We start from the raw sequence: 17,472 nt of genomic DNA, 5'->3' as shown, positions 1-17,472 counted from the left end.
TATGGTGCAATGGAGGTTGTCTGTGACTCCGGCGTATAAAGTTTTGTAAAAAGCAATAGCCCACTAGCCTCTCAGAGTTCTGAAACTAAGAAGCGATGAGGAGCGCGATCGCCCTGGTGGTTTTCGCTCCACGCTCAGAGTCGCACCTAAAACATTTACAGACGTGACAGTTGAGTTTATTTTGAAAGGCGTTTTTATTGAGCCAATCCGCGCACGCTTTGTGACGCGGAATCTGGCTGAGAATTAGTATCTATAGCTACACTGTCAAAGTTTTGCCAATAACACTGTTAAAACTAAAAGCGGCAGCAGGATCGCTGGCACTCCCAATAAACTCGAAGTTCTTTACGAACATATCTGTTGTGCCGTTATTGACTGTATAAAAGCCATCAGCATTTGTGATGCCTGAGACAGTATATTGTCCAGTCCCTAACAGTAGCGTATCTTTGTCATCTTCACCATCAAAACGACCAGTTCCGAAGCCTTTAAGAACGTCATCGCCGTCCCCGAGAAGGACAATACCTAAGCCATTAAACCTAGGTAGTACACCTCCGAGATCTGGAGGATTAAAGCTAGAAAAGCCACCATTAAGGGCATCAACGGTATCATTGCCCGTACCAGTATTTATGATGCCGTCATTGTAAATACCAACGCTTGAACCATTACCAATAACGGTGTCATTGCCTGCACCCGTATTAATAATACTGCTGTTGCTACTATTGCTGAAGTTATAGGGAGTGTTGTAAATTCCTATATCTCCTGTGCCAATAATTGTGTCGTTCCCTGCACCTGTATCGATAATGCTGTTGCTACTGCTTAAGAAGGGAGTGTTGTAAATCCCTATATCTCCCGTGCCAATAATTGTGTCGTTCCCTGCACCTGTGTTAATGGTGCCAAAGGAATTTAAGACTCCAGAGCCTCCATCGCTAATAGACGACGTAGCATTACCTGTGATTGAGTCATCACCATTACCAGTATTGATAATGCCTCTGTTAACAATACCGTTTAAGTCACCATTACCAATGATTGAGTCATTACCACCATCATTATTAATGATGCCTTCGTTAAGGATTCCCGCCAAGCCAGTGCTAGGTCCCGTACCAATGATTGTATCGTCACCACTACCAGTATTAATCGTACTACTTTCTTGATTGGATATACCTACAAAATTTCCAGTGCCAGTTATTACACCACTAATTGTATCGTTGCCAGCACCCGTCTTGATGCTACCAGTATTATTTATTGCACTGCCACTTCCACTACCAGGTTGAATCCTACCTGTGGCTCTGATTACGTCATCCCCACTACCAGTATCAATAGTACCAGAGTTATCGAGGACTCCACCGTTTGTAGAACCACCACTAAAGAGTTCATCGCTAGTAGCTGTAATCGTATCATTACCATTACTGGTATTAATGGTACCACTATTTGTGATGCCAGCGCTTTGGAAAAATACAGATGAGTTGTTAGCGCCGGTGCCAGTGAGAGTGTCGTTACCACCAAGGGTATTAACGATGCCAGTATTGAAAATTTCCGCAGTTCCTGATGTAGGGACTAGATCGGCTCGGTTGGTAAAGGTTAGGGTGGAAAGGTCTATAGCCATATTAGAATAGTGAGGGATTTCGTTTGTGTAGCAGTGAATTCTATTCGCTTCAATTATTCTCTCGCGCTGAGTGACATAAGAGAGTTACTTACTCGTTGCAAAATCACGAAGAACAGCTTTGCGATTTTGTAACGAGTGAGTGCATTATCTCGTTACGCGAACAAGCGGTTGTGCTACCACTTTTTCTAACCCAATTGTCGCGAGCAAGTTTTTCCAGTCTTCAGCTAATACTGAATCCTGAGGATTTGCCAGACGGAGTTCTGCTAGAGATGTGAGAGCATCATACCAAATACCTTCTTGAGCATAGATAACTGCTTGTTGCTGTGGAGTGGCTTGTTTTAAGCGATCGCTCAGTGCTGTCTTTAGATTCACTCTCTGAACCCAGCCTTCTACATAATCTAAAGTTGTTTGCTGAGAATTGCATGCAACTCTCACCTTCAAAAACCAGCGATAGCGCTTGTCAATCTCGAGAGAGGCTGGAGTCTCTTTGAGAGAAACTCCAATAATGGCCGATTTTGGCGGTATTGAGATGTTTGTGCGGTAAATTGTTTTGTTATTGTCAGTTTGTAAAACAAACTCGATCGCTTGAATCAATGACTGGTTGTAGGGTAGATAAAACCAAAAGCTTGGTTGCTCCACACTGGTTAGACCCCATACCTGAGTCATTGTACTTGTTTCTCCTTTTTGCAGACTCAAGCTTTGCTCGTAGCTTGGAACCAAAGCTGTTAGGGGTAAGTTGCTAGAAATACACTCTCCCCGTGAAGCTCCTTCTCCTCGGTTTCCCGGTGCGCCGCGATCGGGTGGCGGTGGTGGTGGGTTGAAACGAACAGGCATTGATTTTGCTTGAAGCGCTATCGGAGCGCTAAGACAGCTTATTATCAAAATTAAGATAAATGAAGTTTTGAAAACTAATTGCCGATTGAAGGGTTTCATTGCTTCGTTGTGTTTTAAGAAAGTTTTTACTTAATAACTTGATACTTCCCATAGCGAACGACAAGACTGCTAGCAATTAGCGCAAGAGTCGCTGGAACAAGCGGTATCCAAGCACCCCATTGAATTAAAAAAACAAAGCAAGCTGCATAGAGACAGAGAATGGCAAACCCATTAGCAATTGCCAGATAACGTCCTTTTAGGATATACCAAGCAAGCAAGCTACCTGTTAATGACCATCCCCAAATCCAGATTGTTTCTTGCCATACAGACAAAGCCCACAATAGAGGGCGTTCTTCTAGTGCTGCACTCAGCAGTTGACCGATCATCTGTGCTTGCAGGATAACTCCCGGTATTTTCTGTACCCTACCTTCTGGTGTAGAATAAGGTGTCAGTGAAGAGTCTTGAAAGCTTTCAGCCGTTGTGCCAATGAGAACAATTCGATCTTTGACTGCGCTGGGAGCGACTTTACCTGCAAGTACTTCTGCAAGCGTCACTTGTGAAACAAATTTCTGTAGTGAATGATGAGAGCGGTAATTCAATAAAATTTGGTAACCTGTAGCATCAAGATCTTGGTATCCACCAGTATGTGCTTCTAGTGGTTTAAAAGTCGCTTTGCCCAATTGCCAACCCCCATCGGGCGTAAATATGAGTGAAATATTCTGAACTGCTAAATAGCGCAATGCTAATTGGACGCTGAAGGCGTAGGTAGCAAGACAGGGCGACGAGGGTGGTGGCGTTAATGAGAGGAGATGGCGGCGGACGATACCATCTGCATCAACTGTTAAGTCACTAAAGCCCAAGCGTTGATGCTGTATTTCTGGAGGTGGTGAGATTCCCGGTTGACTGGACTGAGGATCGCTCACCCGACACACAGCAATCAGGCGATCGCTTTTTTGCATTTGTGTTGCTAGTTGTGGTAAATCTTGCTTCACAGCATAATCGCGATAGATATCCAATCCAATCACTCGTGGTTCATACGCCTCTAATGTTGCTAGTAATTTCAAGAGCGATGCATCACTTAGAGAACCTCGGCGTTCTTCTTGGGGCTGTGATTGTACGTCTTCTTCTGTAATCTTAACAACCAACAAGCGAGGATCGGGCTTTTCATTGGGACGGAGGCTTAACAAGCGATCGAATGCTTGTAACTCCAATGGTTGAAGCATTCCTAAATAACGTATACCCATGACTAAACCCGCGATCGCCAAACTGACACCAGTCAGCCACAGAAGATGATGCTTGGGATTTTTCGCTTGACTTTTTAGATTTTGAATTTGGGTGGAAGGTAAAGGTTCTAAAACTAATTTCTTCCCATTTGCAAGATTTGACGCGACACGAATAGGACGAATATCGGGATTTTGAGGAGCTTTTCGCGTATCTGCATTGAAAAACTGTAATTTGCTTCCCCTGGTTGTCAATTCATCCCAAGTTGGCGGTATTTCTGCTGGATTTTGGTAGATTACAGGTAGCCAGGTTGCACAAGGAAATTGACTTTCTAGCCCTTGCATTCTTTCCCTTGCCTCGCGAACTGCTAGATACAAAGATTTCCCTCCTGCATATGCTTGCAGGAAATGTTTGAGAAATGCCTGAGCCACGAGATCTGGAACGGGTTCTCGCATCACAATTAACTGTGGAATTTGCAAAGCTGCAAATTCTCGTGCGAGTCCCAAGCCATCACAGGAGTTAAAAATTGCAAGTTTTAAACCGCGCTCTACAGCCTGCCTTAAAGAATATTTTAACTGATTAATTGTCAAACTCTCAGTTTGATTGATGTAAATTAAGCCTGTTTCTCCCGAAATATGAGTTGAACTATGCCCTGCAAAAAAAAGAATATCCCAATTTTGCTGCCAAAGATTATCCGTCAAGTCTTTACACATTGGTTCTACAAGAAAATGAACTTTTGCATCGGGTAGTTGCTCTAAGAGGGCCCGATCTGCTATTGTGTCGATTCCTTTACTGTCACCTAACAATGCTAAAATTTTGACGGTTTCCGTGGGTTTTGATAAAAGATTAACTCGTTCATAAGTTGGAACGCTCAGCGCAATTTCTGCATTTGGATAGCGCTCTATTAACTCCCAAAGATGCCAGGGAAGTTTTTGAATTTGATAATCTTGAGACTGTAAAATTACCCTTATTTCATCCGATTTCAGCAGTTTTTCCAACCATTTTTCTCGAATGGAACGAAAAGAGTCAGATTGCAGCCAATGATTGAAGCAATCGCACAAACATTTAGCTGCTTGCAAGCACTCCTCCAAACTCAAAGTTTGCGTCCTTGGTTTTGATAAACCAATGGGACGAGTTGAAAAATCCAAACTTCGGTAAATTGCTTGCCAGCGATTAAACTCTAGAAGTAATTCTATATTTGGGGGAAGTTCACCTGGGACTTCACTTTGAGGACGGCTATTTTCTTCTCCAATCTCAAGCGTTACTGGAAACCCAGTTTCAAAGCTTCCTTTGCCAAATTTCAAGATCGCTAACTTAGTCACTGTTGTTCGTGTCTCCATTTATAGAGAAGTTCAGCTACTTTTTTCAGTAATTTATTTTTTTTAAAGTAAATATGTATACTGGCACCTTGCTCCATTTTTTATGAAGCTGAAAAAAATCGGTTTCTTGCAAAACCTACAACCTAAAACCCTAAATTTCTCGTCCGGAAACCGAGTTTGTGGCATTGGTACAAGAAAAAAGTATCCCAAGTGTAGAAATTTAAAAAAATTAACTTTATTTTTAGCCCCAATCTCTATATACGATATATCTTTATTTTTTATGCAATTTTACCCACAGGACAAAAATTGTTAGATTATTTTGCGTTTGCCTAGCGCAGGCTGAAAGATCGCTTATCGCTCCCGTAAATCTCCAAATTTTTTCAAGTATTCCTTGGTGTACTCGTCTAGTTTTCCTAACATCTCCATAATGAAATATGTAGACAGTTTTCCTTTGCTTAAATAAATTTAGCAGAATGAAAACCAGTCTCTGTAAATTCTCTATTTTTGTAACCTAAAATTTTCATGCGTTTAAGGCAGGACATAATAGAAATCTTTTCCACATTTGTGCAATTTGATGGAGATACTTTTAGCCGTTGGGTAATAAGTCCCAAGTTGCGGCGCAGTATGCAGAATTGTTTGGAGCACTCTTGCGATTGCGAGTCTGATACTTTTTGGGCAATTTACTGGCACCACATTTGGAAAACTCAAGCAAATCCCCTTGCGGCTGCTCACATTGCAGCCTACTTACAGGAAGTTTGCTATTGGGTTGCTAGAAAAATAAAAATGAATTTACCCGGCGAACGTTATTCTGCTGCTGACTTTTTCCAAACAGCGATCGCTCGCATTGATAAAGTTCTCAAAGGCTTTAACCCACAATTCAGTTCAAATTTAAAAACTTATGCTGAGTATGCATTTAGCAGTATCATAAAAGATTTATTACGTCAACACCAAGAAGCAGATATTTGCACTGACTGGGGATTGTTACACAAAATTAGTGAAAAGCGTTTGGTAAAATCGCTTCAACAAGCAGGGTACAAATTGGAAACAATTGGATGTTACGTTTTCGCCTGGAATTGTTTCCGTCAAGTCTACGCACCTAATGAAACGGTTACATCTCACAAACTCATTAAACCCGATAACAAAACATTACAAGCTATCGCAGAACTTTACAACAGCGAACGCCTGCGCCAGCTTGGTTCTTCCAGCCCAGTTGGGACTCCAGAAAATTTGGAAACTGGGTTGCTAAACTGTGCTAAAGCCGTGCGTTCTTTTCAATATCCCAGCTTCATATCTATAGATCGTCCTTTATCTGAACAAGAAGCAGGAAACTTACTCGATAGTCTGACGGATTCTTTTCAAGAATCTGTCTTGAACGATCTGATTGCCCGCGAGGAAGCAGAATCCATAGCGGAACAAAAAATAGCAATTAACAAGCTTTTAAGCGAGACAATAGAAAAATTGGATACCAAAAATCGCGAGCTTTTGGAAGCTTATTACAAACAAGGACTCACCCAGCAGCAAATTGCACAACAAAGAGGAGTCAAACAATATAACGTGTCTCGTCAATTAAGTAAAATCAAACAATCCTTACTCTTGGCGTTAGCTCAATGGAGTCAGGAAACACTGCATACTCCACTAACATCCAACGTAATTGACAGTATGAGCCATGCTTTAGAAGAATGGCTACAGTTGTACTATCGCCATCCCTTTTTGTAGTCTTGCTGAGAGTTCCCACGATGAATTTTACTTCACCCTCATTCACCCTAATTCCAGAAAAGCTATCCTTAGAAATTCCACTGTCTTCTCACATAAAGGAGTTACCATCATTTTCCAAATCGGGAACTGATTGGCAAGCTCGCCTCAACCAAATGTGTCTGGATGCATTGTTACCTTGGTTGCAAGAAGATCGAGATGGAAGTGTAAGAGTTTGGACGAAAAATGCAGCATTACCAAGCTTTTGGGAGTTTGTACCTGGAACTGCAATAGTTTGCGGGGACAAGCGCTTGGTATTAATCCCGACAGCGGCAATTGATATGGAAGAATTGCGCGTACCCCAGGAATGGGTGGACATTCCCAGTTGGATTGCTGATTGGTACATAGCAGTACAAGTGAGTCCCAATGGAGGGTGGGTGACAGTTTATGGGTATACAACTCACGAACAATTGAAAGCAAAAGGGGTTTATGATGCAAGCGATCGCGCCTATTGTATGGATGAAAATGACCTGATACAAGATATCAATACCCTATGGGTTGCCCATCAACTCTGCCCGGAGGAAATTTTACGTGGGGAGGTAGTTCCTCTACCGATATTACCCCTAGCACGAGCTGAAAACTTGCTGGAACGACTGGGCAATCCTACAGTATCGTTTCCTCGTTTGGCAGTTCCATTTGAACTTTGGGGAGCATTACTAGAACATGGGGGATGGCGACAACGTTTGTACGAGCGACGACAGGGGTTATCAGAACAGTGGTCCGTACAGCAGTGGTTGCAAGGAGGAGTGCCTCATTTAGCACAACAACTTGGTTGGGGAATGTCCTTTATGCAATTCGCTCCTCGTGGTATGCGAAACCGAGAAACGAGGGCATTAGGTATGTGCTTGTCGAGACAAGTCACCCTTGCCGATCGCTTATACGAGTTGCGCGTTTTCCCTCAAGGGAATCTAGAAGACAACATATGGCGGTTTGAATTACGAAATACAAATTTAGATGAAATGATTCCTGCTGGATTCAAACTGAGATTGTTAACGGAGGATTTGCAGCCATTCGCCAACAACGAGGATACCGCAACAGAGGCGATCGCACAGCTTTATGTTGATGTAGTGCTGCAATCAGGAGAGGGGTTAGTTTGGGAGCTTGAGCCTACACCAGATGGATACGACCGAGAAATTTTGCGCTTTTAGGAAGGAGGATGACAGAAAGCACTTGAGCGATTTTGGAAAGATGAATTGGTATTGGGGACTTGAGCAATCAGGTGTATGTTACCCGTCTTATCCACAACCCACCTGTTTGCTTCCACAATTGGCTGAGCATCATCTGTAGGAGGTTCGGAAAAACCAGTCGTTTTTGCTTCCAAGTCTCGCTCCTGTGTCTGTTCGTCAAGTGCAATCCATTGAGTCATCACTGCTCGAGAACGCAACGGTTCGCTTGGGTTCAACGGCACTCCACCGCGTCCTGTCGCGACAAAACGACTGTATTGTCCGTTTTTAGGAGCACAACCTTGAGTAATTTGCTGGGAAGCATCCACTGGATTTGCAGGCAATTCTACTAATCCTCGATTGGGGTCAACATCAGGCGTGTTAATAGTTACGACTCCATTCAACATAGGATTTGCTTGTGAAATAGCAGAGATATCATTTGTAAGCAACCGAGTAGGGTCAAGTTTGTTTGGATCGTTAGTTCCTAACAATTTCACCAAGTCTTCTCGGCTGCGTAGTGTCATACCAAAAATACCAGTGGCGTTAATTGTAACTCTTCCCCCATTGCCATTCAGAGCATTGGCAATAATGTCACTATTCTCACCAGGAACAGCAACAATGAAACCACGTTTAGCTTTAATAGTAATGTTTCCACCATTACCATTGTTCTCAGCAGTAGCTTTTATTTGAGCACCACGACGTAATAACAATAGGTTCTTTGTCTCTATATTAATATTTCCACCAGTACCCGATTCCGCGTTAGCAAATATGCCACTACCAGAAGTACGCTCAGTTTTACTCTCTCCATTGCCCTGAGTTATTAAGGGAAATTCATCATTAAAACTGGGGGTGCTACCATCAACGATTATGCGATCTCCAACTACAAGATTAATATCACCTGCATCACCACCGTTGCGAGCATTGGTAATCAGTTGTCCGCTATTTGTTACCTTGAGTTGCTCAGCATTAATACTAATATCTCCAGCTTGACCTAAAGATCCAGTTTCAGTGGTCGTCACCAAAGTCGTATATGGATTATTTTCTCTAAGAATGCTTGCACGAGTGCCATTCTTATATGGTTCAAAAAGAGAATTTTTCCCTGAGATCAGAATTTCTTCATTGGCATGAATCTGAATTTTACCAGAGTTAGCACCGTTCCTTTCGGATTTAGTTTCCAGAAGTGAGCCATCAGTTATATGAACCGACCTACCCCTAATATCAATATTCCCTGCACCACTTGGTTGCGAGCCTGAACCAACATTGTTACCGAGCCAACTACGTTGGATAATGACAGGACCATTGGATTTAATTGTAATGTTGCCAGATGTGCCTTGAGTACTACCAGCATTAAAAAAACTATTTTCAGTTATGGAAACAGACTCATTACCATCGAGTAATATATTTCCCCCGTCTGCTCTTGCAGTTTTTAGATAAGCACTTTTCAAAGAGATAAAACCATTGGCTTGGAGTAATATATCACCACCGCCTCTGCGTCCCGCTAAGCCACTATAGGTAGAAATAACTTGATCCTCGGATCGCACATCCTGACCGATCAAAGCGATTGAGCCTGTGGCAAAAAGTGAGACATTTCCAGAGGGTCCTTGTCCATCACCGCCAGCATATAGTGATGGATACATAACACTTGTGTTACGAGGAGTCCGCTCTCCATTATTTATAAGTATCTCACCTGCGTTAATAATTATGTCACCCGCTTTGCCCTTAGCATTTCTTTGGGCACGCGTTATCAACACTGTATTTTCATAACCGTTTGAGCGATCGCGCGAACTGCGGTTTCTTACATCAATTCCTGAAATTTCGACTTTTCCGGAAGCATTAATTTGAATATTACCAGAATTGTTGCTATTTTCTGATTGAGTTTCTAAAAAAGACCCTTCAGTTATAGAGACTGATTGCCCGCCAATCGTAATATTACCTGCGTTACTTAATGAATTACCTCCAACATTGTTTCCCAGTCTACTACGTTGAATAGTAATAGGACCATTGGATTGAACTGTAATATTTTTAGAATACCCTGTATCAGTTCCTCCATTGATGAAGCTATTTTCAGTTATAGACACTAACTCATTGCCAATAATTGATATCCTTCCTCCGTAACCACCAATTGCATCCAGAAAAGCATTTTTCAAAGAAATAGAACCATTAGTCTGAAGTGTAATATCTCCACCTCCTAAATGCTGCCCATATTTAGGTCCTCCAGGTATATCTTCAAATATAAAAGTAGAAATAACTTTATCTCGATCGCTAATATCCTGTCCGAGCAAATTTATTGAATTTGTGGCAAAGAGCGATATATTGCCAGCATATCCTTCCCCGAGAACACCAGTTTCTAAAGCAGCTGGAATAAACGATTGTCTTGTAGGGCTAGTCCAATTATTTATATTTCGATTATCTACAGTAATTGTACCAGCATTGATAATTATGTCACCCGATCTACCTACAGCCTCCTGAGCAACTATGTTGGTCAATCGACTTGGGTAATTAATGTTTACTTCCCCTAAACCATTAAGAGTGATATTTCCTGGTGGAGAATGATCGGCTATCAAACCCCGTTCGACACCAGCAGAAATTTGACTGCCTCCCAAAATATCAATATTTCGAGCAGTTATTTCCACACTACCTCGACCTTTATGAGCCACATCAATACGAGCGGCATTAGTAAGAGATACATCAACTTTGTTTGAATTTTGCGGTACTTGCAAAAATATATTATCGTTACTGACGGCAAGACCCACTGTTTCTTGCTGTGCAGCTGCTGCTAACTCAACTCGACCATTTGGAGCTTGCAAAGAACCACCATCCAACTTTATATTTCCGCCCACAAGTGCTAAAGTTCTCTCAGGTTGTACTTGAAGCCCAACAGTTTTCCCATTACTATCGATTACTACAGAGCGATTTTCAAGAGTTCCCAAATTTCCTCCTAATTGCAAGCCAATGGGAGTACTAATCGTCAGAAGTGGCGTTGTTTGAAGATCGTTTGTACTAAATTCTTTTCCATCAAGAAACTTTACTGTACTTGCCGTACTTGCTAAAAAAGACCCACCAATATTTAGTGAGGCATTTGGTCCAAAAATAATTCCGTTGGGATTAATGAGAAATAAGTTAGCATGACCGTTGGCACGAATTAAACCATCAATATTTGATACAGATTGACCTGTTATCCGACTAAAGATATTTTGAATATCCAAAGCATTATTAAAGAAAGCGGTACTTCCTGTAGGAACTGAGAACTCTTGAAAGCTGTGAAATAAGTTACTTCCCGCCTGCGTTCCACCTTCAATAATGCTTGTATTTCCATTTATTTGAACTGTAGAGTTATTAGGAAGAGTACCATCTGATGTTATCTGGGCAAAAGCACAATGAATTGGAAGTATGAATGTCAGTAATATGCCAGTACCAAGTCGCTCTAAAATTCTCAGCGGGGGAAACTCGCTAAAAATAGACAAAAGTTTGTGCTGTAAATAAAATTTGTTGAAAATCATAATTCTCTTAAGAGTTTGATTCAGTAGAATAAGCGGCAAAGTTAAGAAATATGGCTTTGCCGCTTTTTACTTCTCAGCCAGTTGACCTTTTGCTAAGACAAATTGCAATTTCAAGTCCAGATAAACACTTATACTGTATTTGCAGCTAAATAGAGTACACTCTTCTCCAACCCTCCCCAAAGCATCCTAGGGTGGTGTACACAAGTCTTCTAAAGTGCATTAAAAGCGGTTTCGATCCCCCCTAACCCCCCTTAAAAAGGGGGGAAATTTTTCAAGTCCCCCAATTTATCGGGGGTTTTAGGGAGATCTCTAAAGATGTGTACACCAACGTAGCCAAGGCATCAGAGAGGGTGCGCTGCAGCGCGAGTGGGATATTTATAAGTCATTACCCGAATCCGATATAACTGACGATCAACCTATAGCAGCAAGAGCAAGACCGGTTGTGTAGTGGTCAAAGTCCAGAGTATAGCTACTACTACCACTAAATTGATAGACTTGTAGGAAATAGTTACCAGCATCATCTAAGGTAATACTGTCTGGATAAGTACCTGCATTGACAGAGCGTACAAGTTCTTCGCCAGCATCAACAATACGATTATTGTTGATATCTGCAATCAATCGGAGATCGAGATCCGAGCTGAGCCCGCTTAGGTTAATATTCACACCTTCAAAATATCCTAAAGAGAAAGCATAAGTATCAGCAGTGTTGTAATCGCTTATGTAACCATACTGAGTGCTATCTGCTGATATGTCCTCAAGTTGGGTCTCCACTGGAAGAAGATTGCTAGGTGAAAACCCATAGGTAGCCGATAAAGATAGATCGTAACTTATACCGTAGAAGTCGCCGTCATTATAGAGGTTGACTTGGGCAAAGTACGTACCTGTCTGTTGATCTGCAATATTTATTGAGTCATCGTTGTTGCTTCCTCTGTAAGACCCAGCAACATAAATATCTTCTGAGGCATTAAAGATACCATTACCGTTGTCTCGATAAAGTACTACGTCAGCATCATCACCAGCGTTTATACCTGTTAGAGACAGGTTTATATCCCTAGTTTCGTTGAGATTAAATTCAAAGACATCTGTCGTATCATACTTATCTAGGTAGTAATCATTGTTAGTAACAGGGTCTACATTTAAAGTACCGATATTGTAAGTAGCCATTTTTCCTTCCTTATATCGTGAAAACTTCCAATCTTGAACTAGAACTGTGACCACTTGGTGTCACACCTATCCATACGTAAGTAGTTAAGGTCTATGCAGGGTTCACTTCCTTGATGTAAAACTTGTAAAATTACTTAATAATTAATCTTTTTGCAAAAGATAATTACAACCAATTCCCTACTAAAACGTAAGCAGCCCAATAACCGGGACGGCTGTAGTTTGGGTACTTTTGTAGAAGCGTTAACTGAGCGCGACGTAGGGCTTCTGCTTTAGTGACTTTGGCAGAAACTAACTCGCGGTAGAACTCACCAATTAAGATTGCAGTAGAGCGATCGCCCACATTCCAAAGACTCGCCACCGTACTCCGCGCACCTGCACGTACTGCAACACCTGCTAAACCGAGCGTTGCTCGATTGTCTCCTGTTGCTGTTTGACAAGCGCTTAAGACAAGAAGTTCTACTGCTTCCGGGCGTGTTTCATCTCGACGGCGCAAAAGTAAATCAAAGTCCGTGACATTAATTGGACCATCGGCTGCTAAAACAAATGTATCTTCAAGACGAGAACTAAACTGTCCGTGGGTTGCTAGGTGAACAACATTAAACGGAGAAGCGTTCACCTTGACAAACAGTGCTTTACTTGTAAAATCTCGATCTAAAAGTTTTGTACTTGATACACCTGTCTTAGCAATTAAGTTAAATTCAGATTTGATTTCCGGTAAAGGCGGAAATTGTCTAAACTTGGGAGGTGGTTGTACCAATCCTCCAGCAAGAACCCGTAACTTTGTCCGAGCTAAAGGTTTTGGGCTCTGCAATTGCAATCCCACGTTTAAAGCAACAGCATACTTCTGAATTAAATACTGCTTGCCATCGTGCAATGCTGCCATTGGTATATTTCGCAACGCCCCATCAAGTACAAAAACCAAAGTATTAATATCGCTGCGTTGTAAGGTAGGCTCAATTGGTTTAATGAGCCAAGTATAGAGTTGCTGAGACAAAGATTGAACTTCTTCGATTCTGTCGGGTTCGGTTAAGTATTGCCGCAGTTGCCCTATAATATTTTCTACTTCAATTTGAGGTTTATTAACTGAGTAATGATGTAATTGTTGCTTGGGAACTTTGACAATGACTTGTAATTGGTCTTTTAAAATAATTGGATAGATAATAGCAGCAGTAGAATTGTCTCGATCTACAATTTTGTCCAATACAATCTTTGTTACATTTAAACAAGCTTCTCGAAAAAAGTTATCCAATTCTGCTAACTGCAGTGCTTCAATCCTTTGTCTGGCTTTATCTAAAGTTTCTTCACTCAGTTTGTCTCCCTGCGATCGCAAAAGCAACGCTACAGATTCACGATAAACGGGTTCTACACTTTCTTTAAATGAAAATTGAACATCTCGATTGACTGCAACAAGGTCATTCCTCAAAGACTGTAACTCAGCGATCGCAGCATCATAGGCAGCAATTGCGCCGGGAATATCTCCCTGCTGTGTCAGCAACCGTCCGCGTTGCCAGTACCAGTTGTAAGCAATATCAGGGGCATTGACAGATTGAGCTAACAGAAGCGCTTGCTGTGTCAATTTTTGAGCATTCAACCATTGTTTTTGTTGCTCGTAAAGCTTGCCAAGTGTTCCGATCGCATAAGATTCAGCCCGTATATCGCCCAAAGCTTTCGCTTGTTCATAGGCTGCAACAAGCAATTGAGCAACAGATTTTGCTGAGAACAAGGTATCTGAAAGAGCTACAGATGAATTATCTTTTACATTCGTTGCCAATACCATTAAATTTTGTGCCAGATGAATTCTTGCATAAACTGCTCTTTGACTGAGTGGAAGTTTACTAAGATCGTCAGGAATTTGTACTAAAAGAGGTTGTGCTGTGGATAATTGGCGTGTATTTAATAATATGCCAAGCAAATTAATTTGAGCTTGGACTTTGGTGAGTGGTGAAGGTGTGGTTGCAATCGTCTGTTGATAAAACGCGATCGCATCTCCATTTTCTTGTTGCATTCTGGCAGTATTGCCCAAACTTAAAAATGTGGCACTGATTTCTTGCGGCGATCGCATCTTTTGAGCAATTTCCACACTTTTTTGCAGAACTTGACGGGATTGTTCCAAATCTCCTGTTAATTGGAGCGTGTCTCCGAGCGATCGTAATTCTACAGCTTTAGTTAAAGAATCTGGTTGAGAGTGCAAATTTTTATTGACTTCAAGCAACATTGTCAAAGCACGACGGTAAAATCCCATCACCTGTAATGCTTGTGCTTGGTTAATGCAACTGCGAGTGACACCACTGTTGTCAGCTATTTGAGCATAAATTCTCCCAGTCCGTTGCCAAGTTGTTAAAGCCCGTTCGGCTTGTCCTTGCTCTAATTCCAGGCTCCCTTTAATTTCCAGGATTTGAGCAAGAAGCTGTAAGTGTTGTTTAGAAGTATTAATGCTTATAAGATTTAAGCTTTCAGCAATAGCCCGATTTGCTTGAGCCAACATTCCACGGTGCTGGTAGACCAGAGCCAGATTACTTAGCACCATTGCTTGCTTGAGTTTATCTCCAAGCACTTGATATTGTAGAGAAACCCTTTGCAAAACTTCTTGCGCTTCTTCCAAGCGTCCCATGTCATACAGTGCTTTTCCCTGTTTTACTAAATCTTGCAAGCTTTCTTCTGGTTTAGACGAATGTTCTATTGAAGAATCAGCTGCTTGAGAGGGTTTGAAAACAGGTGCTCCGAGAATAAATACAAATATCGTTGCCAATATTAGCAAGAAATAAGCGATTAAGAGGAAAGTTTTCTGTCGTTTGCGCTTTCCCAAAATTTCCTGCTTTTTTGCATTTTGCGAACTTGAGTTTTTTAGCATAATTTAATCTTAACAAAGTAGCATATTTTGCTATAATCAGTGTCAAATTTTTTAGTAAAAATAGGGGTCTGCGATCGGGAGCTAGGGGTTAGATAAGAAGGATTTTTATGGTAAGATTTGTAAAATTTTCTCATGAAAGACTATCTTAATTTTATTGAAACAGAGCTAAGACTTCCTCCACCAGAAAATAGAGATTACCTGGTGATTGATTTATTCGCTGGTTGTGGTGGGCTTTCTTTAGGATTTGAAGCAGCAGGGTTTAAAACTATTGGTTATGAAATTTTAGAAGAAGCTTGTATGACATACAGGCGCAATATACATAATTTATGCAATCAAGTTAATCTCACACAAGCATCCAGGTTAGTCGAGCGTGCTACAGTTATTATAGGTGGTCCTCCTTGTCAGCCCTTTAGTGTCGGTGGACATCAACAAGGTTTAAAAGATAGTCGCGATGGCTTTCCTACTTTTATTTCTGCGGTTCAACGTTATCGCCCAGAACTGGCTTTATTTGAAAATGTGCGGGGAATGCTCTTTCGTAATAAAAAGTATTTTGAAGAAATTGTTTGTGCTCTGCAAGAACTTAACTACGTTGTTGAATGGCAAATATTAAACGCAGTCGATTATGGTGTACCTCAAAAAAGAGAACGTCTTTTTTGTGTTGCCCATAAAGGTGGCTGGAGATGGCCTGTAAAAACCCATATTCATGGTTCACAATATACAGCTGGTGACGCTTTGGGAGAACTAGCGAATTCAGTCCCGCCTAACTCAAGATTTCTGACTCCTAGCATGGATGAATATATTAAGAAATATGAAATAGCTTCTAAATGTATAAAGCCTAGAGATGTTCATCTTGATACACCTTCTAGAACACTTACCTGTCGTAATTTATGCGGTGCAACGGGTGATATGTTACGAATCCGCTTACCGGATGGACGCAGAAGAAGACTGACAGTGCGTGAAGGTGCTCGTCTTCAAAGCTTTCCAGATTGGTTTGAATTTCAAGGTTCTGAAAACAGTCAGTTCAACCAGATTGGCAATGCTGTTCCTCCAATGTTGGCAAAGGCTCTAGCTCGTTCTGTAAAAACGTATTTAAATGGTAACGACAATAAAACCGTAACGCATCTCTAGTCAGCAGTGGCAAAACGATAATTTTGTGCCTCCCCCATCAGTTCATAGCCGAGCGCTTGATACATCCGGTTGCTTGAAGCATTCTTTTTATCCGCATACAAAAAGCAGTAACGCTGACCTTCATCTAGCAACCGTTGAGTCAGGGCTGCAGTACAGGTTTTTCCATAACCTTTTCGGCGATGTTCTCTTGGAGTGAAGACGAGCGAGACTCGAAATCCGTTGGCGGTTTTTCCAATTCTGCATCCCATCGAAACCGGGTTGCCATCTTCCCAGAGAAATACATGACCCCGGTCGATTTGACGAGTTGCCCAATCCTGACAGTTGTTTGGAAGCTTGCCCAAGGCTTCTTCGGAAAAGGAAGCATACCACTGGCTAACGAGAGAGAGATCTGAAGAAGTTGCTTGTCGTAATTGACCTGTTGCCCAGGTGAAGGGGCGAATCTGTTCCGAACGATAGGCATATATTGTCATTTCAGGTGTATGGGCTTGTCCCGTAAGCTGAGTCCAGATTTGGGCAAAGCGTTGAGCGACATCAGACGGAGCATTTACCAGTGACAAAGTGCCCTGCTGCTTCAAGTGTTGCGCCAGTAAATCGACTCCGCATCCAGGAGTTTCCATTGAAATGAAAACGGAGTTGTCCCAATGCTTTATCGCCACTGCAAGGACTTCTCCATTAGACTCTAAGGTGAGCAAGTTTGGGCATTGTTTTAACGGTTCTGGTGTATGAGTGAGTGCATAACATTGGGATAGCATATTGTGATGCAACGCTTCATTACGCAGTAGGAAATCGCGCACCCTTTGATTGAAGCTACAAGCATCCTGATGCTGAATGAGTTCTACTTGGTTGCTCACTGTTATTTCTTACGAATGAGTGACTGCGTTGGTAGGTAGTTTTTCATTGT

10 protein-coding genes are annotated in these 17,472 nt (G+C 41.7%); 3 read left to right on the top strand and 7 right to left on the bottom strand.

Going from position 1 to position 17,472, the window contains the following annotated elements:
• Window positions 1-256 precede the first annotated feature (256 nt).
• The 3 genes from AB0756_RS34310 to AB0756_RS34300 form a co-directional block, all read right to left on the bottom strand.
• Entirely contained in the window at window positions 257-1,600 is a 1,344-nt protein-coding gene (locus AB0756_RS34310; RefSeq protein WP_038086425.1) for a beta strand repeat-containing protein, read from the bottom strand.
• 144 nt (window positions 1,601-1,744) lie between these two features.
• The gene (locus AB0756_RS34305; RefSeq protein ID WP_038086422.1) at window positions 1,745-2,533 is read right to left on the bottom strand and encodes a DUF928 domain-containing protein; all 789 of its coding nucleotides are present in this window, start codon (window positions 2,531-2,533) and stop codon (window positions 1,745-1,747) included.
• Window positions 2,534-2,559: 26 nt separating this feature from the next.
• Window positions 2,560-5,034, bottom strand: coding sequence for a CHASE2 domain-containing protein (locus AB0756_RS34300; RefSeq protein WP_237266044.1), 2,475 nt, complete (start codon window positions 5,032-5,034; stop codon window positions 2,560-2,562).
• A 501-nt stretch (window positions 5,035-5,535) separates the two neighbouring features.
• On the opposite strand from AB0756_RS34300, the gene AB0756_RS34295 reads away from it, so the two are divergent.
• Both AB0756_RS34295 and AB0756_RS34290 read left to right on the top strand, forming a co-directional pair.
• Window positions 5,536-6,729, top strand: a complete 1,194-nt coding sequence (locus AB0756_RS34295) for a sigma-70 family RNA polymerase sigma factor (protein WP_038086416.1) — start codon at window positions 5,536-5,538, stop codon at window positions 6,727-6,729.
• 20 nt (window positions 6,730-6,749) lie between these two features.
• On the top strand, window positions 6,750-7,913 hold the full coding sequence (locus tag AB0756_RS34290; RefSeq protein WP_038086413.1) for a DUF1822 family protein: 1,164 nt from the start codon (window positions 6,750-6,752) through the stop codon (window positions 7,911-7,913).
• Here AB0756_RS34290 and AB0756_RS34285 read toward each other — a convergent pair.
• From AB0756_RS34285 to AB0756_RS34275, 3 genes are all read right to left on the bottom strand, one after another.
• Window positions 7,910-11,428, bottom strand: a complete 3,519-nt coding sequence (locus tag AB0756_RS34285) for a two-partner secretion domain-containing protein (protein ID WP_038086410.1) — start codon at window positions 11,426-11,428, stop codon at window positions 7,910-7,912. The genes AB0756_RS34290 and AB0756_RS34285 overlap by 4 nt on opposite strands.
• Window positions 11,429-11,839: 411 nt before the next feature.
• Complete coding sequence (locus tag AB0756_RS34280; protein ID WP_038086408.1) at window positions 11,840-12,592, bottom strand: PPC domain-containing protein; 753 nt, start codon at window positions 12,590-12,592, stop codon at window positions 11,840-11,842.
• 163 nt (window positions 12,593-12,755) lie between these two features.
• Window positions 12,756-15,443, bottom strand: a complete 2,688-nt coding sequence (locus AB0756_RS34275) for a CHAT domain-containing protein (RefSeq protein WP_050045472.1) — start codon at window positions 15,441-15,443, stop codon at window positions 12,756-12,758.
• Between the two features lie 132 nt (window positions 15,444-15,575).
• Here AB0756_RS34275 and AB0756_RS34270 point away from each other — a divergent pair, with 132 nt between their 5' ends.
• Window positions 15,576-16,571 (top strand): DNA cytosine methyltransferase, encoded by a 996-nt coding sequence (locus AB0756_RS34270; RefSeq protein ID WP_038086405.1) that lies wholly within the window; start codon window positions 15,576-15,578, stop codon window positions 16,569-16,571.
• On the opposite strand, the gene AB0756_RS34265 is transcribed toward AB0756_RS34270, so the two are convergent.
• Window positions 16,568-17,422: a GNAT family N-acetyltransferase gene (locus AB0756_RS34265; RefSeq protein ID WP_038086403.1), complete on the bottom strand. Its 855-nt coding sequence runs from the start codon at window positions 17,420-17,422 to the stop codon at window positions 16,568-16,570. The genes AB0756_RS34270 and AB0756_RS34265 overlap by 4 nt on opposite strands.
• Window positions 17,423-17,472 lie beyond the last annotated feature (50 nt).

Source organism: Tolypothrix campylonemoides VB511288_2, from assembly GCF_045999855.1.
GTDB classification, from domain to species: domain Bacteria; phylum Cyanobacteriota; class Cyanobacteriia; order Cyanobacteriales; family Nostocaceae; genus Scytonema; species Scytonema bouteillei_A.
Note: the sequence above shows the minus strand (reverse complement) of the source record. Positions and strands in the feature narration are given on the sequence as shown.